We start from the raw sequence: 26339 nt of genomic DNA on the forward strand, positions 1-26339 counted from the left end.
GTCCAAGGCTTGATCCCGCGCCCAAAGCGCGTAAGGTTCCCCACCAACATACAGAAAAAACGGAAATGCTGATGAAACCGCCCCCTACCGATGCTTATTCGCTGATTCTTGAGGCGATAGATGTGGGCATTTTCAAGCCCGGAGACCGTCTGGTCGAGAGTGATCTTGCCGAACGGTTCGGAGTTTCGCGCACTCCAATCCGTGAGGCGCTTCAGCGGCTTGAAACGCAATCCATGCTGACACGCGACGGGCGCAGCCTGATCGTGTCGTCACTCGATTACAACCAGTTGGCAGAGCTTTATGTGGTGCGCGCCGAGTTGGAGGGGCTGGCCGCAGAACTGGCCGCGCGCCACGCCACCCCCGAAGAGGTGCGCGTCCTGCGCGACATGGTCGATGATGATCGGGCCCTCATGGGCAAGCCCGTGGAACTGGCCCGCGCCAACCGCCGGTTTCACAAGCAGATTCACCTCGCCTCGCACAACCGCTTTCTGGTGCAGCAGCTTGATCTTGTGCATCGTTCGATGGCGCTTTTGGCGACCACCTCTCTGGCGGCGGTCGGTCGCGATGAGGATGCCCTGCGCGAGCATGACGCAATCGTCGCGGCGATAGAATCGCACGATGGCAAGGGGGCGGCACAGGCCCTGCGCGACCACATCTCAAAGGCTTTTGTGACCCGGCTCAAGCTTGATTCCGGTGAGGTCAAATCCACCGTCTGAGGTGCGCTGCCCTCGAGCAGCGACCGACAGACCGTGCACGGTCTTATCCCAAAAGAACGGCTTGAGAATCAGCTCATAGAGCGCCTTGTAGGCCGCGACCGCCCCAAGCGGCGCGTAGAAATGCATGGTTGGGGCCCATGCCATCAAATGCCTGTGGCGGGCCCCCGCAACAGAGGCCATGTGAATGCAGATATTCAGAACCTCAACCATCAGAAAGAGGCTGCCCAATCCCACCAGCATGGCATGCGGCAAGACAGGGGTGAGCGGGTGCGGCAGACCAAACAGCACCAGCCAGAAGGACCACAAAAACGGCGCCAGCAGGAATTGCGAGAGCGCCGAGACAAAATGCGCCTGAAAGCCCCAGAACTTGCGTGGGCCAAGTTGCGCATAGAGCAGGCCGGGCTGGCGCATATGCACCAGATAGGTTGTCATATACCCCTTGAGCCAGCGTGAGCGCTGCTTGATCCATGGCCAGATCCGGCAATTCGCCTCTTCCTCGGTCACGGTGGCGATCATTTCGGTCCTGTAGCCATGTCGCGCAAGGCGAAAGCCAAGATCGGCGTCCTCGGTCACATTATGTGCGTCCCAGCCGCCCAATTCCTCAAGCACATCACGCCGGAAATAGAGCGTGGTGCCTCCGAGAGGAATAGCCAGCCCCAGCCGCGCCATACCCGGCATCAGGGTGCGGAACCAGGTGGCGTATTCGATGGTGAAACACCGCGCCAACCAGTTCTGCGCAGGATTGTAATAATCCAGTATCCCCTGAAGACAGGCCACCTTGCGGGGCACTTGCTGAAACCGGCGTGCGACAATCGTGATCTGATCAGCTTCGGGCGCGTCCTCGGCATCAAAAATCCCGATGATATCGCCTTCGCAGAAATCCAGCGCATAGTTCATCGCACGGGGTTTGGTCCGGGGTTTGCCATCGGGCACAATGACAGGCCGCACCCAAGTCGGAAGATCAATACCCGCCAGTGTCTGACGGGTCAGGGCATCCTCTTCCTCCAGCACCAAAATGACATCAAGCAGGCATTTCGGGTATGTCAGGCGGCTCAGACGGGCAATCAGCGCATGCGCGATTTCGGTCTCACGAAAAAGAGGAACCAGAATCGAGACCTTGGGCAAGGGCTGCATCGGCCCTGAGACCGGCGATGGAGGGGTGGTTTTAGCCGCGCTCTGCGCGACAAATGCCGCAATCTTGAGTCCCGCCGAGACCACAAGGGTAAAGCAGGCCCAAAAGGCAAGAACGGCAAACACCGCGACCGGAAACGCAAGACTAAGTGCCGCGATCCCGGCCAAAGCCACCACCGTAAGGCGCACTCGACGGCCAAAGCCGCCGCCCCAAGTGCGACAACTTTCAATCTCCGGCACGCGGGCCTCCGCCATCTCGCGCAAGCGGTCACGGTGCTCGAGTGCGATGCGGTCCTGAATGGCATGGCGGGGTGCCACGACCGCAGCTGCGCGCCGGAGCGACTTGGGCAGAGAGGGACGGAGTGCCCACAGGCTTTCTGGTCGGCCGGTCGCCAGCACCACAGCGCCAGAGACAGAGGTCAGAGGCAGGACGCCGTGTTTCACCAGTTTGCGCGGGTCGATTTCGGTTGCCACGGTTTCGGCGGTCGCCAATTCTTCTGCCGTCATTCGATTGCTGGATAGACGGCGGGCATGCGCCGCCAGAAGGTCCTCTTCACTGGCCAGCCCCTCTGCCTGCAGGATCCGGTCGAGGGAGGTATCGCAATGTCGTCGCACCATCTCGGCCAAGGTGGCGTCGGACCGGGTGATCGCACCGGCGCGGATCAACTCCTGGCCCAGTGGATTTATTGGCATCCGGGTGTAAGCTCCGGTCGCCCCCATGTGGCGTAGCTCAGAAATCCCCATATCGCGTTCTTTCCCCTTACGGTTGCAAGAACGCTAGCGCGCTGTTGGTTAACGATGTTTTAACGAGTGGTTAACTCCGCACAGAATTTCTGCGGTTTATACCGCCATCGAGGCCGCAAAGCGCTCGAACAGGTAGAAACTGTCTTGCGGTCCGGGGCTTGCCTCGGGGTGGTGCTGAACCGAAAAAACCGGCCGGTCCTTGACCCGGATACCACAGTTCGACCCGTCAAAGAGCGAAACATGCGTTTCCAGAACCCCAGCCGGAAGCGATTGGCTATCAACGGCGAACCCATGGTTCATCGACGTAATTTCAACCTTGCCGGTTTCCAGATCCTTGACCGGATGGTTGGCGCCGTGATGACCGTGGTTCATCTTGATGGTCTGCCCGCCCAATGCGAGCGCCAGCATTTGATGCCCCAGACAAATACCAAAGAGCGGCAGCCCTGCATCCAGAACGCCTTGGATCATCGGCACGGCATATTTTCCGGTTGCCGCCGGATCGCCCGGACCATTTGACAGGAACACTCCGTCCGGCGCATGCGCCAGAACTTCCTCTGCCGTCGCCGTCGCCGGCAGCACGGTCACATCGCACCCGGCACTGGCCAGACAGCGCAGGATGTTGCGTTTCGCGCCGTAATCAATTGCAACCACCTTATGCCGCGCCTCGGTCTGACGCAGATACCCATCCGGCCATGCCCAGCGCATTTCATCCCAGCGATAGGATTGCGCACAGGTCACATTCTTGGCAAGGTCCACACCCTCCAACCCGGCAAAACCGCGCGCCTGCGCCACAAGGGCCTCGACGTTGAAATTGCCGTCCGGATCATGCGCCAGAGCAACGTGCGGTGCGCCTTGCTGCCGGATGGCGCGGGTCAGGCGACGGGTGTCGACGCCTCCGATGGCGATCCGTCCGCGCCGCGCAAGCCAGCTGGTCAGATGCTCTTGCGCACGCCAATTGCTGGGTTCGGTCGGGTCCCATTTCACCACCATACCCTCGGCGACCGGCTCGGCTGTTTCATCATCCTCGATATTGACACCGGTGTTGCCGATATGCGGAAAGGTAAAGGTCACGATCTGCCCGGCATAGCTGGGGTCGGTCATGATCTCTTGATAACCCGTCATCGCGGTGTTGAAGCAAAGCTCTGCCGTGGTCACGCCCACCGCACCAAACCCGTAACCGTAGAACAACGATCCATCCGCAAGGGCGAGGCAGGCGGTGGGGCGGGGGGATGACGCGTGGGCCATGGGGGCGAGTCTCCGGCTCGTGCAAATTTGCGCATACCTACGGGCGGGCACTGGTCGGGTCAAGGGCCAGATCATGATGTCACAGGTATGCAGGGCAGTTGCCTTCACAGCCGGTTGAGGTTAGGCTCCCTCTCTTGTGAAGGTCATGGGGATGAACTGGAATGGAATTGCGGACCCGGGTCGATCAGGCCCTGAAACAGGCAATGCGGGACAAGGCTGCCAATCGGCTGGCCACGTTGCGCCTGATCAACGCTGCGATCAAGGATCAAGAAATCGCAGGCCGTAGCGCCGATGGCACTACCCCTGTAGGCGACCCGGAAATCATGGCCATTCTCGCCAAGATGACCAAGCAGCGGAACGAAAGCGTGCGCGCCTATGAAGAGGGCGGGCGTCTGGACCTGGCAGAGCGGGAGCGTGACGAAATCAAGGTCATCGAAGAATTCCTGCCGCGACAATTGGCCGAAGACGAGATTGCAGCAGCCATTGACAAGGCGATCAGCGATGTCGGTGCCAGCACGATCCGTGACATGGGCAAGATCATGGGCAAGCTCAAGGAACGGCACGCCGGGCAAATGGACTTTGGCACCGTCGGCCCACAGGTCAAGGCACGATTGGGCTAGGTGCACCGCCGGCGTTATGTGGCCAGCATCGCTCTTATGTCGTGGTTCGATGGCATCGGCCCGCCGCAGTGATCCGCGCCCTGCGCAAACTCACCCCACCCTCGGCGCGGGCAGGTGCAGCGCATCTGCCAATTCGCCAAACAACGCCTTGCGCTCGTCCTCGGATAAAAACGCCCCGATCTCGACTTCGCGACCGCAGCCCTTGAGCGTGAGGTAATACGCGACCGGGCCACCGTTGGGATGCATGCTCACTTGTGCCCAATAGCGGTTGCAGGCCCATTCCTGCACGTCTCCGCGCGGATTGGTCCGCACCAGATGCACCTCTTCGGGGGTAATGGTCAGCACCTCTGTCAGCCGCGCGCTGCGATAACTGTGTTCCAGCGCCCACCACACGCCCCCGAAAGCCAAAAGCAAGAACGGCAACACGCCCCAGAGCACGACCGTGCCCAACAGCGGATATAGCGGCACGGTGATCAGCATGAAGGTCGCCAGCACAAAGGCGGCAAAGCCCCGACGCGGCAAGGACCGGTGCGGCCAGAGGGACAGGGTGGTGTCTGCGTCGGCCCCGGCACGAGGCATGGTCCATTCATAAGGCATGTCAGGGTTTTAGCCTGACTGTCGAAAATGAAAAGAGCGCGCGGAGGGCCTGTAAGCCGGATTCTGTCCAGGGGTTGCCCCCTTGGATGACCATTCCTCTTGAGACGTTGTTGCCAACGCCCCTCTAGCTGCCAACCCGGACCACTGGGCCAAGACGTGCCTGCGGGCGGTATCGGTTGCCCGACCTGCCCCGCGCGCGGTCCCTATTTGGCATTGCTCCCGGTGGGGCTTGCCGTGCCGGTCCGGTTGCCCGTCCCGCGGTGGGCTCTTACCCCACCGTTTCACCCTTACCCGTGCGCAGTCTCCCTTGGCGAACCGCAGGTGCGACGGGCGGTCTCTTCTCTGTGGCGCTTTCCCTTGGGTTACCCCAGCCGGGCATTACCCGGCACCGTTGTCTTGTGGAGTCCGGACTTTCCTCGTCACCCCTTGCGGCGTGCCGCGGCCATCCGGCCCTCCGCGCAAATCCCGATTTAGGCGCTCGGACAGCCGCGGTCAACGGCGAAGCGTGCAGCAAGGTCCGCCATCATGGCGCAATCTTTTGCGGTCAGAGGACCAGAGACACCGGGACGAAATCGCAGGCGAAAGGCGTTCAGGATATCTTGGTCGGTCACGCCTTCGGACTTTCGATAACCAAAGCGCTCTGCCTGAGCCGAAAACTGATCTGGCCGCGCACCGGCCTGCTCCCCCGGCCAGACGGACAGCCCCAAGAACGCCAGCCGACGCCAGTCAAACCGCGCACCGGGGTCAAACTTGCGCGCCGGGGCCATGTCAGAATGGGCAATCACCCGCTCGGGTGGAATACGCCAACGGGACAGCAGTCCCGCCATCAGCCCTTCAAGCGCCAGCATCTGAGGCTCGGAAAACGGATGCGTGCCGCTATTGGCCAATTCGATCCCGATAGAGCGCGAATTGACATCCGTCACGTCGCCCCACTGCCCCGCACCGGCATGCCACGCGCGCTCAGTCTCCTGAACCAGCTGCCAAACCCGACCCTGCTCGCAAATGAGATAATGCGCCGACACCTCGGCGTACGCATCACACAGCCGTTCCAACGCCGCCTCTGCCGTCGCCATCGCCGTGTAATGCAACACGATCATGTCCGGCCGTGCCCCGTCCCGACGCGGACCGAAATTGGGCGAAGGGTGCAGGATCACGTCCCAGTCAGCCGCGCACCGCATTACGGAACGGGCGCGGGTCCCAGCCGCAGGCATAGCCATCACCATCGGGGTCAAGACCCAACCGATCCTTCTCTGGCCCACCCCGACGCAGGAAATCCAACTGCGCCTGATCAGCCGAGGGGTATTGCGCACAATTGCGCTCGAACTTGCTCGCTGCGTTCAGGCCCAGCCTGCGGTAAACCGACGTGCCCACAGGTTGTTTGCTGCTCAAAGCATATTCTACAATATTCGGGCCAACATCATTCGGACGGTTGCCAATCGCCTGCGGCTGGACCACCTGATACTGGGCGCGATTGTTGGCGATCCGTGCGGCGTCCTCTGCGATCGACCGCTCCGCGCCAACAGCCTCAAAGTTGTTTTCTTCGGATATCCCGACTGCATTTTCAATCGCGGGCGCCGGGTTGGACGGGCTCGCCTGAAGCGGTATCACCCCCGAATTCGCCGCAGCCGCGTCAAGGGCTGCGCGCGCCTCTGCGGCGATGGTGGCGGCATCATCCGAGGCAGACGCCGACGCGGCCTGTCCGGTGGCACTCAAGGGCTCGCTTGACACGGCGTCGGGCGGCGGCAAGGCCCCCCGCGCAAGCGCTGCGTCACGCGCCGCCTTTTGCTGCTCATAGGTGCTGTAGTTCTGAAACCCAACTCCTGCACCGCTGTCGGGCACAGCGGGTGCGCAAGCCGCAAGCGCCGCAAGGGCAACCAATCCAAGAGTGAAGCGCATCTGTCTCATCCTGCAAAAACCTGTGTTGCGACGCGCTTTACCACCATTTCGCGGGCTTTGCCACAAACCCTGCGGCCTGTTCCAGCGCATAGGCGGTATTGAGCAGATCCCCCTCTTCCCATGGCCGCCCAATAAGCTGCAGCCCCAAAGGCAGCCCCTGCGCATCCATCCCGGTGGGCACGGCGATCCCCGGCAAACCGGCCAGATTGACCGTCACGGTAAAGACGTCGTTGAGATACATCGCAACCGGATCGGCCTCTGTCATCTCTCCCAACCCAAAGGCGGCGCTTGGCGTGGCAGGGGTCAGGATCGCATCGACACCGGCCGCGAATGCCTCGTCGAAATCGCGCTTGATCAGCGCGCGCACCCGGCGGGCACGGTTGTAATAGGCGTCATAGAACCCCGCCGACAGAACATAGGTGCCCACCATGACGCGGCGCTGCACTTCGGATCCGAACCCCTCAGCGCGGGTTTTCTCATACATCTCGGTGATGCCATCGCCCTGCGCCAGCTTGGCCCGGTGGCCGTACCGCACCCCGTCATAGCGCGCGAGATTGGATGAGGCCTCGGCGGGGGCAATCACATAATAGGCAGGCAGCGCGTATTTGGTATGCGGCAGGGAAATGTCGCGGATCTCTGCGCCCGCATCGCGCAGCATCGCAGCCCCGTCCGACCACAGCTTTTCGATCTCGGCGGGCATGCCATCCATCCGGTATTCCTTGGGAATGCCAATGACCTTGCCACGAATATCACCGGTGAGCAGCGCCTCGAAATCCGGCACAGGAATATCGGCCGAGGTGCTGTCCTTGGGATCATGCCCGCACATCGCCTCCAGCATGATCGCAGCATCCCGCACCGTCTTTGTCATCGGCCCCGCCTGATCGAGGCTCGAGGCAAAGGCCACGACACCCCAACGCGAACACCGCCCATAGGTGGGCTTGATGCCCGTAATGCCGGTAAACGCCGCAGGCTGGCGGATCGAACCGCCAGTATCCGTGCCGGTCGCCCCAAGACACAAATCCGCTGCGACCGCACTGGCCGACCCCCCTGACGAGCCGCCGGGCGTCAGCGCCGCCTCGTCATTGCCACGCCGCCACGGGTTGACGGCATTGCCATAGCAAGAGGTTTCGTTGGACGATCCCATGGCGAACTCGTCCATGTTGAGCTTGCCCAACATGACCGCACCCGCATCAAACAGGTTCTGCGATACGGTCGACTCGTACTCGGGCAGGAAGCCCTGAAGAATCCGGCTCGCGGCTTGGCTTGGCACACCTTTGGTGCAGAAAAGGTCCTTGATGCCCAAGGGAATGCCACACATCGCCGGCGCATCGCCGCCCTGTATCCGGGCATCCGCCGCCTGTGCCTGCTGTCGCGCCAGATCCGGCGTGTGATGCACAAAGGCATTGAGCGCCCCCGCGCTCTCAACGGCCCCAAGACAGGCCTCGGTCAACTCGACGCTGGTCACCTCGCCGTTTCTCAGGGCATCGCGCGCATCGGCAATCGTCAGTCTGTTCAACTCGGTCATCATTCAACCACCTTCGGCACGGCAAAGAACCCCTCGCGCGCATCCGGCGCGTTCGACAGAATTTTATCCTGTTGGTTGCCGTCGTTGACAACATCCTCGCGCCGCCGCAGACGCATTGGCGTAACAGAGGTCATCGGCTCGACGCTGGTCACATCGACCTCGTTCAACTGTTCGATGAAACCAAGGATCGTGTTGAATTCATCGGCAAGCGCCGGAAGCGCCTCGTCCTTGACGGCGATCCGTGCCAGCTTTGCCACCTTGGCGGCAGTTTCTAGATCAATCGACATGAGCCTCTCCCATGATCCGTTTGCCCTGCGTTTAGCGCCGGGGCCGCGCGGGCGCAAGCGGATCGCGGCGCGCAGGGCCATCCGCCCCCTTTCCTTGGGCGGCTGGCCCGCTAAGGTAAACACACCAAGAAACCAAGCGGAGATGACAATGCAAATCACATGGCTCGGCCACAGCTCTTTCCGGATCGAGATCGGCGGGCAAGTTCTGCTGCTCGACCCTTGGCTCAACGGCAATCCGATGCTGGCCGAGGATCAGCACGGCCCCGCCACACAAGGGGCCACCCATATTCTGCTCACCCATGCGCATTTCGACCATGTGGCCGATGTGCTGCCGCTGGCCAGGTCCTTGGGCGTGCCGGTTGTTGGCCAATACGACCTCATGTCTCACTGGGAGGCCAAGGAAAGCATCAGCACACAGGGCTTCAACAAGGGCGGCACGGTGGATCTGGGCGGCGTGCAGGTGACAATGGTGCACGCGACCCATTCCACCTCAATCGCCACCGATGCCGGACCACAGGTCACCGGCAGCGAATGCGGTTACATGATTTCTGGCGAGGGCCATACGATCTATGTCTCGGGCGATACCGATGTGATGGCCGATATGGGGGTGTTCAACGCCCTGCATGCGCCCGATATCGGCATTCTCTGCGCAGGCGGCTATTTCACCATGGACATGCGCCGCGCCGCCTATGCGGCCAAGACGTTCTTTGATTTCAAGACGGTGATCCCGTGCCATTACCGCACCTTTCCGATTCTGGAACAATCCGCCGAGAAACTCGCCGCCGCGCTGCCGGGGGTCGATGTGATCGAGCCGCAAGTGATGCAGCCGATCACGCTCTGACCGCCCCGCCCCTTCCCCCGCCGGGAGGGGGCACCGCCCCCGCCCCTTTCACTGTTCCCAAAATACTCAAATCCTTGTCCCGCCCGTCCGGGCCACCTCAGCGTTTGGCGCGTCGCCATCCTGCCGCGCGGGCCTCGGCCTCGGAACAGAACCAGCGCTCGCCCTTGGCCTCGGTGATAACCGTCGCGTCGTAATCCGCCTGCCCCGGCATGTGATAGATGCGATTACCTGATCCGCTGCGGTTGCCCTTGATCACACAGCCCGCTTGCGGCGCGGGGGCCTCGGTCTTGGCCTTTGCCGCGCGCTCTTCGCGCACTATGCGGCGGTGATCCTCGGGGCGGGTCATCAACACCGCATGCAGGCCACGCCCGGCGATCACGGCGGCCTTTTCCTCCAGATCATAAGCCATGGAATATTTGCGATAGGCCAGCGCCAGACCGTCCGTCACCAGCATCCGGCCCACGTCCTGTCCGGCCACCTCGCAGCGTGCAACGGTGCGGCCATATCTATCGGCTTCCACCGCCTGACAGCGCGCCGCTCGGGTCTCGATCCGGGCGCGGACCTCTTCGGCCACCCATGTGCCGCAATCCCATGTCCCGCCATCGGGGTTGGTGCAGATCTGCCCCAACTCAGGCGCGTCAATGCCATGCAGACGCACGCGGGTCGTTCCAACATCAAGCGTATCGCCGTCAATAACCCGCACAATACCGCCAAATGTCTGCGCGCCCGCAGCAACCGGGACCAGACCGAGAACGATGAGTAAACAAATCCTTAACATGCCCCCTTATGCAAGCGGCCATCCCCGGCCCGCAAGACGAAAGGTGAACAAAAGGTTAATGGCTCAGCGCTGGCTCAGCGCCCAATCGGAATGCATCCACGGCTCGGCATTCTCGGGCGGCAGCGGGTCACGCCCCAGAACGGCATCGGCAATCTTTTCGCCCACCATGATCGAAGGCGCGTTGAGATTGCCATTGGTAATGCGCGGAAACAGGCTCGAATCCGCCACGCGCAGCCCCTCGACGCCAATCACCCGGCCTTGCGGATCAACCACCGCCATCGGATCGTCCGCCCGCCCCATCTTGCAGGTGCCGCAGGGATGATAGGCGCTCTCGGCATGTTCGCGGATGAAATCGTCAAGTTCATCGTCGCTCTGAACGCCCGCGCCGGGCTGAATTTCGTGCCGCACATAAGGCGCAAAGGCGCTTTGGGCGAAAATCTCGCGCGTGAGGCGGATACATTGCCGGAAATCAGCCCAGTCTTTTTCCTCGCTCATATAGTTGAAGCGGATCACCGGATCGTCAGCGGGATCGGCGCTGCGCAGGGTCACTGCGCCGCGGGACGGGCTGCGCATCGGGCCGACATGCGCCTGAAAGCCATGCCCCTCAGCGGCAGCCTTGCCATCATAGCGCACAGCGATGGGTAGGAAATGATATTGGATGTCGGGATAGTCCACCCCGGCGGCTGACCGGATAAAACCACAGCTTTCGAACTGGTTGCTGGCCCCCGGCCCGCTCTTGGACAAGAGCCACTGCGCCCCCACCCACGCTTTGCCAAAGAGGTTCCAGTATTTATAGAGGCTGACCGGCTGGCTTGCGGCCATCTGAATGTAGAGTTCCAGATGATCCTGAAGGTTCTGACCCACGCCGGAGCGGTCCGCCACCACTGCGATGCCATGCTCCGCCAAATGTGACGCCGGACCAATGCCAGACAGCATCAAGAGCTTGGGCGAGTTGATCGACGAGGCGGCAAGGATCACCTCGGCCGTCGCGCGCACCACCTGCCGCTCCCCCTTGACGATCACCTCGACGCCCGTCGCGCGCCCCTCTTCCATCACCACGCGGGTGACAAACCCCCGGACCAGATCGCAATTCGCGCGTTTCAGCGCCGGTTTCAGATAGGCATTGGCCGCTGACCAGCGCTGCCCCTGCCAGACGGTCATCTCAAAGGGGCCAAAGCCCTCTTGCTGATGACCGTTGTAATCGTGGGTCTGAGGATAGCCCGCTTGCACCCCCGCCTCGACAAAGGCGCGCACCAACGGGTTGTCGCGCCGTCCCCGGCTGACATGCAGCGGGCCGTCGCTGCCGCGCCAACCCGCATCGCCGCCATGGCCGCCGTCGTGCCAGTTCTCCATCCGCTTGAAATAGGGCAGCACATCGGCATAGCCCCAACCGTCACAGCCCAGATCGCGCCAGTGGTCATAGTCGCGGGCGTGACCCCGCACATAGACCATGCCATTGATGCTGCTGGAACCGCCAATCACCTTGCCACGCGGACAGGCGAGGCGGCGACCTCCCAAATGCGGCTCGGGCTCGCTCAGATAGCCCCAGTCATAGCGCTTCATGTTCATCGGATAGCTCAGCGCGCCGGGCATCTGAATAAAGGGGCCGGCATCCGTGCCGCCATGCTCGATCACCAGCACGGATTTACCCGCTTCGGCCAGACGGTAGGCCATGGCACATCCCGCGCTTCCTGCGCCTACGATCACATAATCGGCTTGCATCAATGTCTCTTTCCTTACGCACAGTTCCCGCCGAAACCGGCGGAAAATGAGTATTTACAGACCGGTGAACGCCTCATTCCCCCCGTGGGAAACGCTTGCTTTCTTCCAGCACGTTCAGGTCCATGTGGTTGCGCATGTACCGCTCGCTGGCCTTTTGCAGCGGCTGGTAATCCCATGGGTAATAGCCGCCCTTGCGCAGCGCCTCATAGACCACCCAACGGCGCGCCTGGCTCTCGCGCACGGCGGCATCAAACGCCGCCAGATCCCAGCGCGCCTCGGCCTTGGCCTGCAATTGCGCCAGCGTGCCGGCATGGGCGGGGTCATCCGCCAGATTGGTCAATTCCCGCGGATCGGCCTCAAGATCAAAAAGCTGATCAGGGTCGAGCGCGCAGCGGTTGAACTTCCACTTGCCATAGCGCAACGACACCAGCGGCGCGTATGACGCCTCGGCGGCATATTCCATCGCCACCGGCGCTTCGCGTTTGCCGCCCTGCCCGAGATAGACCAGCGATTGCCCCTCGGTCCACGGGGCCACTTCGGACATATCGGCCCCGGCCAGATCGCACAGCGTCGGACAAACGTCGATATTGCTGACCGGATCGGTCACCAGCCCCGGTGCCATGCCGGGGGCGGAAATCATCAGCGGCACGCGGGCCGATCCCTCATAAAAACACATCTTGAACCACAACCCGCGCTCGCCCAGCATATCGCCATGATCCGAGACAAAGAGGATGATTGCCTCTTGCCGGGTGGTTTCCAGCGCCTCTAGGATTTCACCGATCTTGTCGTCGAGATAAGAGATATTGGCGAAATAGGCGCGGCGTGAGCGGCGGATGTCATCTTCGGTGATGTCGAAATTGCGCCAGTCGTTGGCGTCAAAGATACGGCGCGCATGGGCGTCGTGATCCTCGTAGGCCATGGCCGGGATCTCGGGCAACAGATGCGCGCACTCCTCGTAGAGATCCCAGTATTTCTTGCGCGCCACATAGGGGTCATGCGGGTGCGTAAAGCTGACAGTCAGGCACCATGGCCGCGCATCAAGGCCGCGCGCCAGATCATAGACCTTGGCCCGCGCGTTATGCGCGACCTCGTCGTCATATTCCATCTGATTGGAAATCTCAGCGACCCCCGCGCCCGTCACAGACCCCATGTTGTGATACCACCAGTCGATCCGCTCGCCCGGTTTACGGTAATCCGGCGTCCAGCCGAAATCGGCGGGGTAAATATCGGTGGTCAGCCGTTCCTCGAATCCGTGCAGCTGATCGGGGCCGACAAAATGCATCTTGCCGCTCAGGCAAGTCTGATAGCCCGCGCGCCGCAAGTGATGGGCATAGGTGGGAATGTCGGCGGCGAATTCGGCGGCATTGTCGTACACCCGGCTGCGGCTTGGCAACAGACCCGACATGAAGCTGGCACGCCCCGGCGCACAGAGCGGCGAGGCAGTGTAGGCATTGGCAAACCGCGTGGATCGCGCCGCAAGCCGCTTGAGATTGGGCGCGTGCAGCCAATCGGCTGGACCATCGGGAAAGAGCGTTCCATTCAGCTGATCGACCATAAAAATAAGGATGTTTGGGGCGCTCATGTTCTTTCCTCTTGGGGCAGGCTGGTGTCGAGATAATGCAACAAAACATCTATGGCAGTGTCAGGGCGCATCGGACCCTCGCGCAGGGCCTGCCGGATATAGAGCCCGTCGATCATCGCCGCGAGGCCGCGTGTCAGCGTGCGCGCGTCCGAAGGGGCGAGCGCGCGAAAGGCATGGTGCAGATTGGACCGCAGCCGCCGCTGGTAGATGTGCAGCAGACGGCGCGCTTCGTCCGAGCGATGCGCCTGAACATAGAAGTTGAGCCAGGCCGACACCATCTCGGGTCGAAACTGGGCTGGCGTGAAACTGGCGCGAATGATGGCCTCGATCCGCTGGCGCGGGGTCTTGGCCATGATCAGCGCGCCACGCACCTCGGCACTATAGAGCGTCAGGATATGGCGCATCGCGGCCACAAACATCTGCTCCTTAGAACCAAAGTAGTGATGCGCCAGCGCGCTTGACATGCCGGCACGCCGGGCAATCTGCGCTACGGTCACATCGAGACTGCCGCGCGCGCCGATCTCGGAAATCGTGGCCTCGACCAGCGCGTTGCGCCGGATCGGCTCCATCCCAATTTTCGGCATGCTCCCCTCCAAAGACCAGTTGCCAGACTGGCCTAATCGTGTTTAATTGACTCGTCAATCAATAAAAAATCACGAGGGACCGCACCGTAACATCCTGAACCTCTGCCAGAATGGCGTTGTATTTCATGACAGCGTCATATTAGCCTTGGCAGGTATAAACCAACCGCCACGCGGCAAGGGGCCGTGGAGATCTCAAAGAGGCAATGGACGGCTTGGGACAACAAACCAAAGGGAGAAGATCAAAATGACCATTCTAAATTCAGGCCGCCTCAACCGACGCGGTTTTATGGCCACCACCGCAGGTGCGGCGCTCATTGCGGGCCTGCCGCTGCGGGCCAAGGCGGCCCCGTCGCGCGGCGGGCATCTGCGCGCGGCCATCGGCCATGGCCAGACCACTGATGTGCTTGATCCGGGCACCTATTCCAACAGCTTCACCACCTCGCTGGCCTTTGCCATTCACGGGCGCCTGACCGAAGTGGCCGCCGATGGCGCGCTCATCCCCGAGGTTGCCGAAAGCTGGGAAGCCTCGGCCGATGCCTCGGTCTGGCGCTTCAAGTTGCGCTCGGGTCTGACCTTTCATTCCGGCAAGGCTGTTAACGCCACCGATGTTGCCAATTCGATCAACTTCCACCGTGGCGAGAATTCGACCTCGGCGGCAGGTCCGCTCGTGGCTCCAATCACGGATATCGCGACCGAAGGCGATGACACGGTCATCTTTACTCTCGATGGCGGCAACGCGGACTTCCCCTTCTTCCTCAGCGACTATCACCTCGTGATCTGCAAGGCCGACGGAGAAGGCATCGACTGGAAATCGGGCGATGGCTGCGGCAGCTATGTGCTCAAGGATTTCAATCCCGGCGTTTCCTACGCGGTCGAGCGCAACCCGAACCACTGGCGCAGCGATGTGGCCTGGTTCGACAGCGCCGAGGTTCTGGCCATCGTCGACCAGAACGCGCGCACCACGGCGCTTGTCTCGGGCGATGTGGATGTGGCCGACCGTCTTGACCTCAAAACCGTGGGTCTCTTGGCGCGCAACCCGAACATTCAGATCAATTCGGTCGCGGGCACGCAGCATTTCACCTTTGCCATGGACACGCGGGCAGAGCCCTATAACAACCCGCATGTGCGCCTTGCCCTGAAATACGGCATCAACCGGCAGGAATTGGTGGACAAGATCCTGTTCGGCTATGGCTCGATCGGCAACGACCATCCCATCGGTCAGGGTCAGCGCTATTTCAACACGGAGCTGGAGCAAAAGAGCTTCGATCCCGACAAGGCCAAGTTCCACCTCAAACAGGCAGGACTCGACAGCGTGGATGTCAAGCTTTCGGCGGCGGACGCGGCCTTTGGCGGCGCGGTCGATGCAGCGGTGCTCTACCAGAGCTCGGCAGCACAGGCAGGTATCAACCTGACCCCCGTGCGCGAGCCCAACGACGGCTATTGGTCGGACGTCTGGATGAAAAAGCCGTTCTGCGCCGTCTACTGGTCGGGCCGCCCGGTCGAGGATCAGATGTTCGCCACCGCCTATAAATGCGGCGCGGCATGGAACGACAGCTTCTGGTGCAACGAGCGTTTTGACGAGCTGATGGTCAAGGCCCGCTCGGAACTCGACGAGGCCAAACGCCGCGAGATGTATTTCGAGATGCAGGCAATCTGTAGCGACGATGGCGGCGTGATCGTGCCGATGTTCGCCAACTACGTCTTTGGCAACTCGTCCAAAGTGGCGCATTCCGACACCCTCGGCGCCAACTGGGATGTGGACGGCATGCGCTTTGTCGAGCGCTGGTGGATGGCCTGATCCATCCAGCCTGATCTGACTGCATGGCCCGGGGGTTCTTTCCTCGGGCCTTTGCCAAACCGGACACTGCGCCGGAATAACCACTCACGGGAGAGACCTGCCATGACCTTCAAGAAAACCCTGACCGCCATTGCGCTCGCCACCGCCGCCGCCGGACCTGCGATGGCCAATTGCGACAGCGTGACCTTTGCCGATGTGGGCTGGACCGACATCACCGCCACCACAGCCGCAACCTCGGTCGTACTCAATGCTCTGGGCTATGAGACCGAAACCAAAGTGCTGTCGGTGCCCGTGACCTATACCTCGCTGGCCAATGACGACATCGACGTGTTCTTGGGCAACTGGATGCCCACGATGGAGGCCGACATCGCCCCCTACCGCGATGCGGGCACCGTCGATACCGTGCGCGCCAACCTGACCGGCGCGAAATACACGCTCGCCACCAATGCCGCCGGAGCGGCACTTGGCATCACCTCCTTTGGCAGCATCGCCGAGCACGCCGAGGCCCTCGACTCGACCATTTACGGGATCGAGCCGGGCAATGATGGCAACCGGCTGATCCTCGACATGATCGAGGCGGATGCCTTTGGTCTCAAGGGATTTGACATCAAGGAAAGCTCCGAACAAGGCATGCTGGCACAGGTGACACGCGCCGACCGGCGCGAAGAGCCGATCATCTTTCTCGGCTGGGAACCGCACCCGATGAATGCCAATCACGACATGACCTATCTGACAGGCGGCGATGACTGGTTCGGTCCCGATCTGGGCGGCGCCACGGTCTATACCAACACCCGCGCAGGCTATGTCGCAGAATGCCCGAACGTGGGTAAGCTCTTGGAAAATCTCGAATTCACGCTTGCGATGGAAAACGAGATCATGGGTGCGATCCTCAATGACGGGGCCAAGCCTGAAGACGCCGCAGGCACATGGCTCAAGGCCAACCCGGACGCCATCGGCCCCTGGCTCGACGGCGTGACCACCAAGGATGGCGGCGATGCCGTGGCAGCGGTCAAATCGGCGCTCGGACTCTGAGATCGGCGGGGCGGCGCAAAACGCCGCCCTTTTTCTCTCTTCGGACTGATCAGATGTGAGGCATCTCCATGGAATGGCTGAGCGACCACAAGATCCCCGTGGGCAATTGGGCCGAGGGATTTTTTCTCTGGCTTCAGGACAATGCCGCCGCGTTCTTTGACACGCTGGCCGTTCTCATGGAGGGGCTGATCGACGCCTTTCTCTGGGTGCTCCAGACACCGCACCCTCTGGTCATCATCGCGGTGTTCGTGGCCCTGACGTGGGCGCTGCAACGCAGTTGGAAAACCTGCCTCTTCGTGCTCCTCGGCTTTCTCTTCATCCTCAATCAGGGCTATTGGGAGGAAACCACCGAGAGCCTGACATTGGTCATCTCGTCTTGCGTCTTCTGCATGGCACTGGGCGTGCCTCTGGGCATCGCCGCCGCCCACCGCCCCCGGCTTTATGACGGAATGCGGCCGGTGCTCGACCTGATGCAAACCTTGCCACCTTTCGTCTATCTCATTCCAGCGATTGTGTTTTTCGGTATCGGCATGGTGCCGGGGCTGATCGCCACGGTGATCTTTGTCGTGCCCGCCCCCATTCGCCTCACACATCTTGGCATCTCCAACACCCCCCAACCGCTGCTGGAGGCGGCGCAGGCCTTTGGCGCCACCAACCGCCAGACCCTTTGGAAGGTGGAACTGCCCTACGCCCTGCCGCAGATCATGGCGGGGATGAACCAGACCATCATGCTCTCGCTCTCGATGGTGGTGATCGGCGCGCTGGTGGGGGCGGATGGCCTCGGCGTGCCGGTGCTGCGCGCGATCAATACCGTCAATATCGCCCTTGGCTTTGAATCGGGACTGATGATCGTCGTCGTGGCCATCGTGCTTGACCGCATGTTGCGGATGGAGGGGCGCAAGTGACCGACACGATCGTCAATTTCAACAAGGTCTCCATCGTCTTTGGCGACGCACCGGAAACCGCCCTAGCCCTGATGGACAAGGGGCAATCGCGGGCCGAGATTCAGCAAAGCACGGGTCAGGTTCTGGGCGTGCATGACTGCGACCTCTCGGTTGCACCGGGCGAAATCCTCGTGCTGATGGGCCTGTCGGGCTCTGGCAAATCCACACTTCTGAGGGCGGTCAATGGCCTCAACCCGGTGGTGCGCGGCACGGTCGAGATTCACGACGGCACCGGCATGGTGGATGTCACCCACGCCAACCCCGCCACCCTGCGCCGCTTGCGCCAGCACCATATCGCCATGGTGTTCCAGCAATTCGGCCTCCTGCCCTGGCGCTCGGTGCGCGAAAATGTGGGGCTTGGCCTCGAACTCGCAGGGATGCCAAAAGCGGAGCGCGCGGCGCGCGTTGATCGGCAACTGGCGCTCGTCAACCTCTCCGACTGGGCCGAGCGCCGGGTGGGCGAGCTGTCGGGCGGCATGCAGCAGCGCGTGGGCTTGGCGCGCGCCTTTGCCACCGATGCGCCGATTCTTCTGATGGACGAGCCGTTTTCGGCGCTTGATCCGCTGATCCGCAATCACCTTCAGGACGAACTCATCGACCTGCAAAAGACCCTCGGGCGTACCATCATCTTTGTCAGCCATGACCTCGACGAGGCCTTCAAACTGGGCGACCGCATCGCCATCATGGAGGGCGGGCGCATCGTGCAATGCGGCACGCCGCAGGATATCTTCACCAACCCCGCAACCGATTATGTGGCCGAATTCGTGGCCCATATGAACCCGCTGGGCGTGCTCTGCGCCCGCGATGTGATGGAGGCGGCAACCGGCACCCCGGACACCTGCGTCGGCCCGGACGCCAGCATTCAGGATGTGATGGAATGCGCCCAAGGCCATGACCGCCCTGTCGGCGTGACCGAGAATGGTCAACTCTTGGGCCAGATTACCCGCAACCGGATCTTGGCCAAGCTGCTCGACCCGCGCGCCTGAACCCGGGCGCGCTCAGACTTTGGTGGCCGAAACCGTCGGCGTGATTCGCCGTTTGAGCACCGCCTCGCGCCAACTGATGAAACTGACCGCGCCCACGATCACCGTGCCGCCCAGCACCACGAACATATCCACCCCCTCGCCAAAGACCAGCGCCCCCAAGAGCACGGCCCACACCAGTTGCAGGAACGTGACCGGCTGCGTCACCGCCAGAGGCGCCGCGCGGAATCCGAGCGTCATGGTGTAATGCCCCGCCGTCGCCAGCGTGGCCACCGCAAACAGGATCGCCAGTTCCCAAAGGGTCGGCGTGACCCAGACCGCCGCCGCCAATGGGGCAAGGCCAATCGTGACGGTGATCGACAGCATCGCCACCACCACGCCGGGGCTGCTGCGCCCCGACACCACCTTGGCGATCAGGTAGGACGCGCCAAAGAAGATGGCGGTAAAGATCATCGCAAGATGTCCCGGCCCGACCTCGCGAAATCCGGGCCGCAGAATGATCAGCGCCCCGATCAGCGCCACCCCCACCGCCAGCACCCGCCGCAGCGCCAAACGCTCCCCGAGAAAGAGACCCGCACCCAGCGTCACATAAATCGGGGCGAGATAGTTCATCGCGGTCACATCCGCGATGGGAATGCGCGCCATGGCAAAAAACCACAGCGCCACCCCAATGGTATGCACCGCACCGCGCACCGCAAAGAGACCCCAAGTGCCGCGCCCCAGCCGCAGTTGCCACAACGGCCGCAGCATCGGCACCAAAAAGACCAACCCCATTGCATAGCGCAAAAAGGCCGCCTGCGGCGCGGGCACCCGCGTGCCCAAGATCTTGACCAGCGCCGTCACCCCCACAAAGAGGATACCCGTCACCACCATCCAGAAGATGCCCCAGCCCGGTCGTGCCGTGACTTCTGCCTTGCTTGCCTGCTCTGCGCTCATGGACGTATTAGGTCACGCCTCTCGCCGCCTGTCGAGGCAGGCTTGGCGGTTTTTCATGCGCCAGGCGCAATTCACCGTCCCCCCTGACGCATAGCTCATCCCAGAATCAGCCCCGCGGCGATAGACCACATCACCCCCCCCACACCCGCATCGAGCCCCCGCCAACTGGCAGGGCGACGAAAGAGCGGCGCCAACAGACGCGCGCCATAACCCAGCGCAAAGAAAAAGATGAAACTGGCACAGACCGCCCCCAATCCAAAGGCGAACCGATCCGCATATTGCGCCGACACCGAGCCAAGCAAAACCACCGTATCAAGATAGACATGCGGATTGAGCCAGGTCAGCGCCAGACAGGTCAGCACTGCCCGCCGCAGGTTGCCCGCGCCCGCGCCTGCCTCCAGCGCCGCACCGCCGCGCCACGCGGCAAGGAAACTGCGCGCACCGTAGATCACCAGAAATGCAGCCCCGCCATAGCGCATGATCCGCTCCAACCCCGGCACCGCCTCGGCCAATGCGCCAAAGCCCATGACCCCCGCCGCAACCAGAACCGCATCCGAACAGGCACAGACCAGCACCACGGCCAGCACATGCTCACGCCTCAGGCCTTGCCGCAGCACAAAGGCGTTCTGCGCCCCGATCGCCAGAATCAAACTCAGCCCCAACGCAAATCCCGCCAGCCCCGCCTGCATACGCCTGCCCCTTCATCGTTCTGCAAATACTCAAATCCAACTGCGTCACCGGGGCTTGCCTATCGTTCGGCGCGACATTACTCAAATTTTATATACTTATTTGGAATTAGAATTTCTAATGATACTGCCACCCGATCATCTCACCACCCTGACCGCCATTCTGCAAACCGGCAGCTTCGAGGGCGCGGCCCAGAAACTTGGCTTGACACAATCGGCCATTTCCCAGCGGCTCAAGGCGCTGGAAACCCGTGTCGGCGCGCAACTCATCCACCGCAGCAGCCCCTGCACGGCCACGCCCGTCGGTCAGCGCCTTGCCGCCCATGCCGACCAGATCACCCTGCTTGAGGCCCGGCTTGGTGGTGATCTCGCCGGGCTGAGCCCAACAGCCCGCACGCCTCTGCGTCTCGCCGTCAATGCCGACAGCCTCGCCACATGGCTGCCCGACGCACTGGCCAGCCTGCCCGACCACCTTTTTGACCTCGTGATTGACGATCAGGATGTCTCTCACGACCGGCTGATGCGCGGCGAAGTTCTGGGCGCGATCACAACCCGCGCCAGCCCCCTGCCCGGCTGCGATGTCATACCCCTCGGACGGCTGCGCTATCTTGCGATTGCCAGCCCGGGATTCCTCTCCCGTCATTTTGCCGACGGGATTACCCCCGCCACACTCGCCACGGCACCGATGCTGCAATTCAACAGTCATGACCGGCTGCAACATCGCTGGATCACCGAGGCAACCGGCGCGACGCTTGCACCGCCCTGCCACCGGCTGCCCTCATCCGAGGGGTTCGTGACCGCCGCCCGCCTCGGCCTTGGCTGGGGCATGGCCCCCGAGACCCTCGTTCAGCCAGACATCGCGCGCGGCACCCTCAACCCTTTGCGCCCCGATTGCCCTCTCGACACGCCGCTCTATTGGCAATGGGGACGGCTGCTTGGCGCAGCCCTCGCGCCGCTGACCCGCGCCCTGAAGCGCAGCGCGCGGCGCAGCCTCCTGCAGGGTACATAATCCGGCTTATTTTGTAAGGTCCGTAAGGTCTGCAATGTCGGCAAGCGCCTGCTCGATCAACTCCGGCCCGGCCCCGGGCTGCGCCACACCCTCGGATAACTGCCGCCGCCACCCCCGCGCGCCGGGCCGCCCGGCAAATAGGCCCAACATGTGGCGGGTGATCTGATTCAACCGTCCACCGCTTGCCAGATGCGCCTCGATATAGGGGAGCATGGCACGCACGGCCCCTTCTGCGGTGCTGTCCGGGCCCGTCCCGCCAAATACCCTCCGATCCGCCGCGCAAAGAATATCTGCCGGTTGATGATAGGCCGCGCGCCCGATCATCACCCCGTCCAGGCCTTGATCCAGCAGCGTAACCGCTTGATCCAAAGATGTAATTCCGCCGTTGATCGAGATATGCAGGTTGGGAAACAGCATCTTCATCCGCTGCACCAGATCATAATCCAAGGGCGGAATTGCACGGTTTTCCTTGGGGCTCAACCCCTGCAGCCACGCCTTGCGCGCATGGATCGTCACCCGCTGAACACCGGCGGCAATAACACGCGCCAAAAACTCGGGCAGCACCTCCTCGGGGTTCTGATCATCCACGCCGATGCGACATTTCACAGTGACTTCAACAGGTTGCTCAGAAATCATCGCGGCGCAACACTCTGCCACCAGAGCGGGCTCAGTCATCAAAACCGCACCAAAACTACCCGATTGCACCCGGTCTGAGGGACAGCCGCAATTAAGGTTGATCTCCGCATATCCCGCCTCGGCCCCCATACGCGCCGCCTGCGCCAACTCCTTGGGATCCGACCCACCCAATTGCAGCGCAACCGGATGCTCTGCCAAATCATGCGCCAATAGATGCATAGCCCCTCCACGCACCAAGGCCGGGGCTGTCACCATCTCAGTGTACAGCAACGCCTCACGACTGAGCAGCCGGTGCAGATACCGGCAATGCCGGTCTGTCCAATCCATCATCGGGGCAATGGAAAGTTTGGCGTGTTGATTTAATTGCATTTTTTGCACATTCAGACTGTTACGGGGCGTGTTCCTTACATGGGAATACCTTCGGACATCCCCCGATTTGCCCTTTTTCAACGACTCATTGCACAGGCAGCGCACACGATATGGCCACGAATAGCAAGCGGCCCTCCGGTGGATGACCCAAATCCAGATCGGACGCAAGGATGGCGCATGCCGGAGAAACCTACCACCTCCGCAATGCCGCACCGTCGACGCAGAGAAACAAGCGTCGCGCCTGCATTACTCCGCCAGAGGCCTCGTTACACCGGCAGATTGTTCAACACCAAAAACACCAGCCCTGAAATCAGCGCCGTCGCAGGCACCGTGATCACCCAAGCGGCAATGATGGTCATGAAATGGGATCTGCGCACCAGTTTGCGCCGCCGGCGTTCTTCGGGTGCGATGCGCAATTCAGGTTCGCTCATCACCTTGTTGTTGCGCAGGCGGCGTTCCGCATCCCATTCGCGAAAGAATCCAACGCCAAACACACCGCCGACAGCGATATGAGTCGAAGATACCGGCAGACCAAGCCAGCTGGCCACGATAACTGTGAACGCCGCCGACAGCGCTACACAATAGGCGCGCATCGGGTTCAGTTTCGTGATCTGTGACCCGACCATGCGGATGAGCTTGGGCCCGAACAAGAACAGACCAAACGAAATTCCGAACGCGCCGACGATCATCACCCAAAGCGGGATCGAGACCTTCGCCGTGACAGTGCCAAATTCCGCGGCATGGACAATGGCCGCCAGCGGACCCACCGCATTCGCCACGTCATTGGCGCCATGCGCAAAGCTCAGAAGTGCCGCAGAAATCACGAGTGGCGCACCGAACAGCACCTTGAGAGATTTGTTGCGGTTTTCCAGCCCCTGCGCCTGCCGTTTGATCAGCGGGATTGTCACGATCCATGCGATAACACCCAACACCAAACCGACCATAACGGCGGTGTCGAGCTCGATCTTGATGACCCGCTTCAGCCCTTTTAGCGCCAGATAGGCCGCAAAAGTCCCAACCATGATCCCAACTAGGATCGGTACCCAGCGACGCGCAGCGGCAATTTTATCGTCGCGGTAGATGATCCGCGATTTGATCAGCGCAAGGAAAAGCGCCGCGATGACACCGCCCAACACGGGAGAGATCACCCATGACGCCGCTATCGCGCTCATCGTGGCCCAGTTGACGGCGGCCAACCCGGCGGCGGCAATTCCGGCGCCCATCACACCGCCAACTACGGAATGCGTGGTCGAGACAGGTGCCCCGATCCATGTGGCAAGATTGATCCACAGGGCGGCTGAAATCAGCGCCGCCATCATCGCCCAGATAAAGACCTGCGTATCGGCGACGGTCACAGGGTCGATGATGCCACTGGATATGGTTGAAACCACGTCCCCGCCTGCGATAAGCGCACCAAGGGTTTCAAAGATCGCCGCAATCGCAATCGCACCGCTAAGGGTCAGCGCGTTGGCCCCCACGGCAGGGCCCATGTTGTTGGCCACGTCATTGGCCCCGATGTTCAACGCCATATAGGCCCCGAACACCGCCGCCGCGATCACCACAAAATTGATCGGAAACTCACCAAAAAAGATCGCCGCCGCAAGGCCCGTTACAACAATAAAGGCCAGTGCGATGCCGGGTGCCACCATCGGGCGGGCGACATATTGCGTTGCAGCTTCCAGATGGGAAAACCGCTGAAGATCCCGGTCAAGGGTTTCAAGATGATTGGCGTCGTTTTGCGTATCGCTCACAGCGTGGCCCCCTGTGCATCGCTCGCAGCGGGCATAAGGAACCTAACCCGTAGCATCAACCGATTCCGTCATAAAACTGAAACAATTTTATTACATATCGCGCAGGATTTGCTGTAATTCCGGTTCTTGCACCATATTCGCGGCGGCGGCAGGGGTGACCCATTTCCGGCGGCGTTCGCCGACTTCGGGATACTCCGCTTCCATTTTGTCCACCTCGACCGCAAACACCAGCGTTTCCACCGGCACCGGCAATCCTGTGGATAGTTCCTTTTCATAGCAATAGATACCAACCGCCTCGCTCGTCACGCGGCCCGAACGCACGCCAGCCTCTTCCCACGCTTCTTGCATTGCCGCACCCGGCGCATCCTTGCCGTCGATGGGCCATCCTTTGGGAATGATCCAGCGCCCCGTGCCACGTGACGTGATCAGCAACACCTCTTTGCAGCCATCATCCTCGCGATAGCACAGCGCCGCGATTTGAAGCCGTCGAGGTCGCCTAAATAAGGGGCGCACCAGTTCTCTCCATGCCCTACGCATAGGTGATGTCATTAGAAGATCTCCGACCCTGCTCAATTTTTTATATTTATTCAGATAGTTGTACAGAAATCTTGAGGTAAATGCAAATGGCGCACAAGACAGGCGCAAATGCTGCCGTTCGGGACACGCCCAGCCCAAGACATAGGCATTTTGCGGGGTGATTGGAGATGAGCGTTACGGGACAATATGCCCATTCGCAGAATTAGACGGCGGACGAGTATATCTGGGAACACGACCAGGCCGATAAGAGAAAGCTCCGGGGAGGCTCCGAACCTGCACGGATGCCGCACCCACAATGTCTGACGCACTTATCCGTGCGGGACAGCGCGTCAGACGCTCTTTCGTCGGCAAACTGACGCTGCGGCTCTGGGATGTCGCTCGACCACTCCAGATCACTCGGGGAAGGACATCTCAGCGCAGATCAGACCAGCAAACCGACCCATGGGTAAAAATGACCGAAAAAACAACGCCTCGAGCCTCTCGGTAGGGTCATCCATACGCTCGTGACCCAGAGCAGTGGTTGGTGCGGGCGGTGGGACTCGAACCCACACGGGCATACGCCCCTCAGATTTTAAGTCTGGTCTGTCTACCATTCCAGCACGCCCGCACAGAGCGTAGTCGTCGAACTCCAATATCGGGCCCGTGTGTGGCCGTCAACAATCAAACGTGCAACAAGACTTTGTAATCTTTATACTTTTCCGCCAGAAAAGCCGGACTTCAAGCCTCATGTGCCGACCATTCCACCACATGGGTAGGGGGATGCGCGCGGGGGACAATATCCACTTTGGCGGGGGTGTAAAGCCAAAGGCAGCACCGCCGGGTCTCCGTCGGTTCAGATCACATCCGACAGTGCGTTTTCTTTGACCGCCTGCATCGCTACATATGTCGACGTATTGGCCAGATGCGGCAAGGTCGAGATATGTTCCGCCAGAACCCGCCGATAATCGGCCATGCTCTGAGTTCGGATTTTCATCAGGTAATCGAAATTCCCGGCAATCAGATGCACCTGTTCAATCTCTGGGATCTTCGACACCGCAGCGTTGAATTCCGCCAAGGCGGCCTCGCGCGTGTCATGCAACCGCACCTCGACAAAACTGACATGATCGAGCCCAAGACGAATAGGATCAAAGAGCGCCCGATATCCGGTAATCACACCGTCACGCTCCAACCGGCGCAGCCGCGCCTGAGTGGGTGATTTGGACAATCCGATCTCACGCGCCAATTCGGTCACACTTATCCGACCATCCCCCGCCAGAACCCGCAGAATCGCCCGATCGAAGCGATCCAGATCGAGCTGTTCGTTTTGATCCATTTTCAACTCCAAATTCAAACCAACTGGCCTGAATTTCGACTCTAATCAGGAAAAGTCACTTGTTCAATGATGCTATTA

25 protein-coding genes, 1 tRNA gene and 1 other RNA gene are annotated in these 26339 nt (G+C 61.3%); 8 read left to right on the forward strand and 19 right to left on the reverse strand.

Features of this window, described 5'->3' with window-relative positions:
* The first annotated feature begins 65 nt into the window (after nucleotides 1–65).
* On the forward strand, nucleotides 66–716 hold the full coding sequence (locus ACN0SW_RS05640; RefSeq protein WP_417726940.1) for a GntR family transcriptional regulator: 651 nt from the start codon (nucleotides 66–68) through the stop codon (nucleotides 714–716).
* On the opposite strand, the gene ACN0SW_RS05645 is transcribed toward ACN0SW_RS05640, so the two are convergent.
* Both ACN0SW_RS05645 and carA read right to left on the reverse strand, forming a co-directional pair.
* Nucleotides 657–2591 (reverse strand): glycosyltransferase family 2 protein, encoded by a 1935-nt coding sequence (locus tag ACN0SW_RS05645; protein WP_417726941.1) that lies wholly within the window; start codon nucleotides 2589–2591, stop codon nucleotides 657–659. The two genes, ACN0SW_RS05640 and ACN0SW_RS05645, sit on opposite strands and share 60 nt — an antisense overlap.
* A 96-nt stretch (nucleotides 2592–2687) precedes the next feature.
* On the reverse strand, nucleotides 2688–3836 hold the full coding sequence (carA, locus tag ACN0SW_RS05650; RefSeq protein WP_417726942.1) for a glutamine-hydrolyzing carbamoyl-phosphate synthase small subunit: 1149 nt from the start codon (nucleotides 3834–3836) through the stop codon (nucleotides 2688–2690).
* A gap of 161 nt (nucleotides 3837–3997) precedes the next feature.
* On the opposite strand from carA, the gene ACN0SW_RS05655 reads away from it, so the two are divergent.
* Nucleotides 3998–4456 (forward strand): GatB/YqeY domain-containing protein, encoded by a 459-nt coding sequence (locus tag ACN0SW_RS05655; RefSeq protein ID WP_417726943.1) that lies wholly within the window; start codon nucleotides 3998–4000, stop codon nucleotides 4454–4456.
* Nucleotides 4457–4546: 90 nt separating this feature from the next.
* On the opposite strand, the gene ACN0SW_RS05660 is transcribed toward ACN0SW_RS05655, so the two are convergent.
* From ACN0SW_RS05660 to gatC, 6 genes are all read right to left on the reverse strand, one after another.
* Nucleotides 4547–5053 carry a DUF2244 domain-containing protein gene (locus ACN0SW_RS05660; protein WP_417726944.1) on the reverse strand — a complete coding sequence of 169 codons (507 nt, stop codon included), beginning with the start codon at nucleotides 5051–5053 and terminating at the stop codon, nucleotides 4547–4549.
* 36 nt (nucleotides 5054–5089) lie between these two features.
* Nucleotides 5090–5511, reverse strand: an RNA gene (gene rnpB, locus ACN0SW_RS05665) — RNase P RNA component class A.
* A 12-nt stretch (nucleotides 5512–5523) separates the two neighbouring features.
* Complete coding sequence (locus ACN0SW_RS05670) at nucleotides 5524–6231, reverse strand: N-acetylmuramoyl-L-alanine amidase (protein ID WP_417727195.1); 708 nt, start codon at nucleotides 6229–6231, stop codon at nucleotides 5524–5526.
* Entirely contained in the window at nucleotides 6215–6949 is a 735-nt protein-coding gene (locus ACN0SW_RS05675; RefSeq protein WP_417726945.1) for a hypothetical protein, read from the reverse strand. Before ACN0SW_RS05675 ends, ACN0SW_RS05670 begins: the two co-directional genes overlap by 17 nt.
* Nucleotides 6950–6986: 37 nt before the next feature.
* A complete protein-coding gene (gene gatA, locus ACN0SW_RS05680; protein WP_417726946.1) occupies nucleotides 6987–8474 on the reverse strand; it encodes an Asp-tRNA(Asn)/Glu-tRNA(Gln) amidotransferase subunit GatA in 1488 nt (495 codons plus the stop codon).
* Nucleotides 8474–8761, reverse strand: coding sequence for an Asp-tRNA(Asn)/Glu-tRNA(Gln) amidotransferase subunit GatC (gene gatC, locus ACN0SW_RS05685; RefSeq protein WP_417726947.1), 288 nt, complete (start codon nucleotides 8759–8761; stop codon nucleotides 8474–8476). Before gatC ends, gatA begins: the two co-directional genes overlap by 1 nt.
* A gap of 148 nt (nucleotides 8762–8909) precedes the next feature.
* On the opposite strand from gatC, the gene ACN0SW_RS05690 reads away from it, so the two are divergent.
* A complete protein-coding gene (locus ACN0SW_RS05690; protein ID WP_417726948.1) occupies nucleotides 8910–9602 on the forward strand; it encodes a metal-dependent hydrolase in 693 nt (230 codons plus the stop codon).
* A 97-nt stretch (nucleotides 9603–9699) separates the two neighbouring features.
* Here ACN0SW_RS05690 and ACN0SW_RS05695 read toward each other — a convergent pair whose 3' ends face one another.
* The 4 genes from ACN0SW_RS05695 to betI all read right to left on the reverse strand — a co-directional run bounded on the left by ACN0SW_RS05695 (nucleotide 9700) and on the right by betI (nucleotide 14268).
* Nucleotides 9700–10380 carry a thermonuclease family protein gene (locus tag ACN0SW_RS05695; RefSeq protein ID WP_417726949.1) on the reverse strand — a complete coding sequence of 227 codons (681 nt, stop codon included), beginning with the start codon at nucleotides 10378–10380 and terminating at the stop codon, nucleotides 9700–9702.
* A gap of 63 nt (nucleotides 10381–10443) precedes the next feature.
* Nucleotides 10444–12102, reverse strand: coding sequence for a choline dehydrogenase (gene betA, locus ACN0SW_RS05700; protein ID WP_417726950.1), 1659 nt, complete (start codon nucleotides 12100–12102; stop codon nucleotides 10444–10446).
* 73 nt (nucleotides 12103–12175) lie between these two features.
* Entirely contained in the window at nucleotides 12176–13684 is a 1509-nt protein-coding gene (gene betC, locus ACN0SW_RS05705) for a choline-sulfatase (RefSeq protein WP_417726951.1), read from the reverse strand.
* Nucleotides 13681–14268, reverse strand: coding sequence for a transcriptional regulator BetI (gene betI / locus ACN0SW_RS05710; protein ID WP_417726952.1), 588 nt, complete (start codon nucleotides 14266–14268; stop codon nucleotides 13681–13683). Before betI ends, betC begins: the two co-directional genes overlap by 4 nt.
* Before the next feature lie 244 nt (nucleotides 14269–14512).
* Between betI and ACN0SW_RS05715 the strand changes: the two genes are divergently transcribed.
* The 4 genes from ACN0SW_RS05715 to choV all read left to right on the forward strand — a co-directional run bounded on the left by ACN0SW_RS05715 (nucleotide 14513) and on the right by choV (nucleotide 19028).
* Complete coding sequence (locus tag ACN0SW_RS05715; RefSeq protein WP_417726953.1) at nucleotides 14513–16066, forward strand: ABC transporter substrate-binding protein; 1554 nt, start codon at nucleotides 14513–14515, stop codon at nucleotides 16064–16066.
* Between the two features lie 102 nt (nucleotides 16067–16168).
* Nucleotides 16169–17098, forward strand: coding sequence for a choline ABC transporter substrate-binding protein (choX, locus tag ACN0SW_RS05720; RefSeq protein WP_417726954.1), 930 nt, complete (start codon nucleotides 16169–16171; stop codon nucleotides 17096–17098).
* A 68-nt stretch (nucleotides 17099–17166) separates the two neighbouring features.
* Nucleotides 17167–18003, forward strand: coding sequence for a choline ABC transporter permease subunit (gene choW, locus ACN0SW_RS05725; protein ID WP_417726955.1), 837 nt, complete (start codon nucleotides 17167–17169; stop codon nucleotides 18001–18003).
* Nucleotides 18000–19028, forward strand: coding sequence for a choline ABC transporter ATP-binding protein (gene choV / locus ACN0SW_RS05730; RefSeq protein WP_417726956.1), 1029 nt, complete (start codon nucleotides 18000–18002; stop codon nucleotides 19026–19028). Before choW ends, choV begins: the two co-directional genes overlap by 4 nt.
* A gap of 12 nt (nucleotides 19029–19040) precedes the next feature.
* Here choV and ACN0SW_RS05735 read toward each other — a convergent pair whose 3' ends face one another.
* Both ACN0SW_RS05735 and ACN0SW_RS05740 read right to left on the reverse strand, forming a co-directional pair.
* Nucleotides 19041–19961, reverse strand: a complete 921-nt coding sequence (locus ACN0SW_RS05735) for a DMT family transporter (protein WP_417726957.1) — start codon at nucleotides 19959–19961, stop codon at nucleotides 19041–19043.
* A 95-nt stretch (nucleotides 19962–20056) separates the two neighbouring features.
* The gene (locus tag ACN0SW_RS05740; protein WP_417726958.1) at nucleotides 20057–20650 is read right to left on the reverse strand and encodes a LysE/ArgO family amino acid transporter; all 594 of its coding nucleotides are present in this window, start codon (nucleotides 20648–20650) and stop codon (nucleotides 20057–20059) included.
* A 118-nt stretch (nucleotides 20651–20768) separates the two neighbouring features.
* Between ACN0SW_RS05740 and ACN0SW_RS05745 the strand changes: the two genes are divergently transcribed.
* Complete coding sequence (locus ACN0SW_RS05745; protein WP_417726959.1) at nucleotides 20769–21656, forward strand: LysR family transcriptional regulator ArgP; 888 nt, start codon at nucleotides 20769–20771, stop codon at nucleotides 21654–21656.
* Between the two features lie 6 nt (nucleotides 21657–21662).
* Here the strand turns inward: ACN0SW_RS05745 and dusA are convergent, their stop codons facing one another.
* From dusA to ACN0SW_RS05770, 5 genes are all read right to left on the reverse strand, one after another.
* Nucleotides 21663–22661 (reverse strand): tRNA dihydrouridine(20/20a) synthase DusA, encoded by a 999-nt coding sequence (gene dusA, locus ACN0SW_RS05750; protein ID WP_417726960.1) that lies wholly within the window; start codon nucleotides 22659–22661, stop codon nucleotides 21663–21665.
* Nucleotides 22662–22927: 266 nt separating this feature from the next.
* On the reverse strand, nucleotides 22928–24310 hold the full coding sequence (locus ACN0SW_RS05755) for an inorganic phosphate transporter (RefSeq protein WP_417727196.1): 1383 nt from the start codon (nucleotides 24308–24310) through the stop codon (nucleotides 22928–22930).
* A gap of 192 nt (nucleotides 24311–24502) precedes the next feature.
* Nucleotides 24503–24961 (reverse strand): NUDIX hydrolase, encoded by a 459-nt coding sequence (locus ACN0SW_RS05760; RefSeq protein ID WP_417726961.1) that lies wholly within the window; start codon nucleotides 24959–24961, stop codon nucleotides 24503–24505.
* 509 nt (nucleotides 24962–25470) lie between these two features.
* Nucleotides 25471–25556: transfer RNA gene (locus tag ACN0SW_RS05765), tRNA-Leu, on the reverse strand.
* 225 nt (nucleotides 25557–25781) lie between these two features.
* Nucleotides 25782–26261: an Lrp/AsnC family transcriptional regulator gene (locus ACN0SW_RS05770; protein ID WP_037273900.1), complete on the reverse strand. Its 480-nt coding sequence runs from the start codon at nucleotides 26259–26261 to the stop codon at nucleotides 25782–25784.
* Between the last annotated feature and the right edge of the window lie 78 nt (nucleotides 26262–26339).

Origin of the sequence: Roseovarius sp. (assembly GCF_048262375.1) — a bacterium.
Taxonomy (GTDB): domain Bacteria; phylum Pseudomonadota; class Alphaproteobacteria; order Rhodobacterales; family Rhodobacteraceae; genus Roseovarius.

What these genes read in the sequence shown, in the direction of transcription:
- ACN0SW_RS05770 (WP_037273900.1), bottom strand. Translation starts at nt 26,261, where the DNA reads ATGGATCAAAACGAACAGCTCGATCTGGATCGCTTCGATCGGGCGATT.
- choW (WP_417726955.1), top strand. Translation starts at nt 17,167, where the DNA reads ATGGAATGGCTGAGCGACCACAAGATCCCCGTGGGCAATTGGGCCGAG.
- ACN0SW_RS05740 (WP_417726958.1), bottom strand. Translation starts at nt 20,650, where the DNA reads ATGCAGGCGGGGCTGGCGGGATTTGCGTTGGGGCTGAGTTTGATTCTG.
- ACN0SW_RS05640 (WP_417726940.1), top strand. Translation starts at nt 66, where the DNA reads ATGCTGATGAAACCGCCCCCTACCGATGCTTATTCGCTGATTCTTGAG.
- betA (WP_417726950.1), bottom strand. Translation starts at nt 12,102, where the DNA reads ATGCAAGCCGATTATGTGATCGTAGGCGCAGGAAGCGCGGGATGTGCC.
- ACN0SW_RS05660 (WP_417726944.1), bottom strand. Translation starts at nt 5,053, where the DNA reads ATGCCTTATGAATGGACCATGCCTCGTGCCGGGGCCGACGCAGACACC.
- ACN0SW_RS05645 (WP_417726941.1), bottom strand. Translation starts at nt 2,591, where the DNA reads ATGGGGATTTCTGAGCTACGCCACATGGGGGCGACCGGAGCTTACACC.
- choX (WP_417726954.1), top strand. Translation starts at nt 16,169, where the DNA reads ATGACCTTCAAGAAAACCCTGACCGCCATTGCGCTCGCCACCGCCGCC.
- ACN0SW_RS05735 (WP_417726957.1), bottom strand. Translation starts at nt 19,961, where the DNA reads ATGAGCGCAGAGCAGGCAAGCAAGGCAGAAGTCACGGCACGACCGGGC.
- dusA (WP_417726960.1), bottom strand. Translation starts at nt 22,661, where the DNA reads ATGCAATTAAATCAACACGCCAAACTTTCCATTGCCCCGATGATGGAT.
- ACN0SW_RS05745 (WP_417726959.1), top strand. Translation starts at nt 20,769, where the DNA reads ATGATACTGCCACCCGATCATCTCACCACCCTGACCGCCATTCTGCAA.
- ACN0SW_RS05690 (WP_417726948.1), top strand. Translation starts at nt 8,910, where the DNA reads ATGCAAATCACATGGCTCGGCCACAGCTCTTTCCGGATCGAGATCGGC.
- ACN0SW_RS05755 (WP_417727196.1), bottom strand. Translation starts at nt 24,310, where the DNA reads ATGGTGGCACCCGGCATCGCACTGGCCTTTATTGTTGTAACGGGCCTT.
- ACN0SW_RS05675 (WP_417726945.1), bottom strand. Translation starts at nt 6,949, where the DNA reads ATGCGCTTCACTCTTGGATTGGTTGCCCTTGCGGCGCTTGCGGCTTGC.
- betI (WP_417726952.1), bottom strand. Translation starts at nt 14,268, where the DNA reads ATGCCGAAAATTGGGATGGAGCCGATCCGGCGCAACGCGCTGGTCGAG.
- carA (WP_417726942.1), bottom strand. Translation starts at nt 3,836, where the DNA reads ATGGCCCACGCGTCATCCCCCCGCCCCACCGCCTGCCTCGCCCTTGCG.
- ACN0SW_RS05715 (WP_417726953.1), top strand. Translation starts at nt 14,513, where the DNA reads ATGACCATTCTAAATTCAGGCCGCCTCAACCGACGCGGTTTTATGGCC.
- ACN0SW_RS05655 (WP_417726943.1), top strand. Translation starts at nt 3,998, where the DNA reads ATGGAATTGCGGACCCGGGTCGATCAGGCCCTGAAACAGGCAATGCGG.
- gatC (WP_417726947.1), bottom strand. Translation starts at nt 8,761, where the DNA reads ATGTCGATTGATCTAGAAACTGCCGCCAAGGTGGCAAAGCTGGCACGG.
- ACN0SW_RS05760 (WP_417726961.1), bottom strand. Translation starts at nt 24,961, where the DNA reads ATGACATCACCTATGCGTAGGGCATGGAGAGAACTGGTGCGCCCCTTA.
- gatA (WP_417726946.1), bottom strand. Translation starts at nt 8,474, where the DNA reads ATGACCGAGTTGAACAGACTGACGATTGCCGATGCGCGCGATGCCCTG.
- betC (WP_417726951.1), bottom strand. Translation starts at nt 13,684, where the DNA reads ATGAGCGCCCCAAACATCCTTATTTTTATGGTCGATCAGCTGAATGGA.
- ACN0SW_RS05670 (WP_417727195.1), bottom strand. Translation starts at nt 6,231, where the DNA reads ATGCGGTGCGCGGCTGACTGGGACGTGATCCTGCACCCTTCGCCCAAT.
- ACN0SW_RS05695 (WP_417726949.1), bottom strand. Translation starts at nt 10,380, where the DNA reads ATGTTAAGGATTTGTTTACTCATCGTTCTCGGTCTGGTCCCGGTTGCT.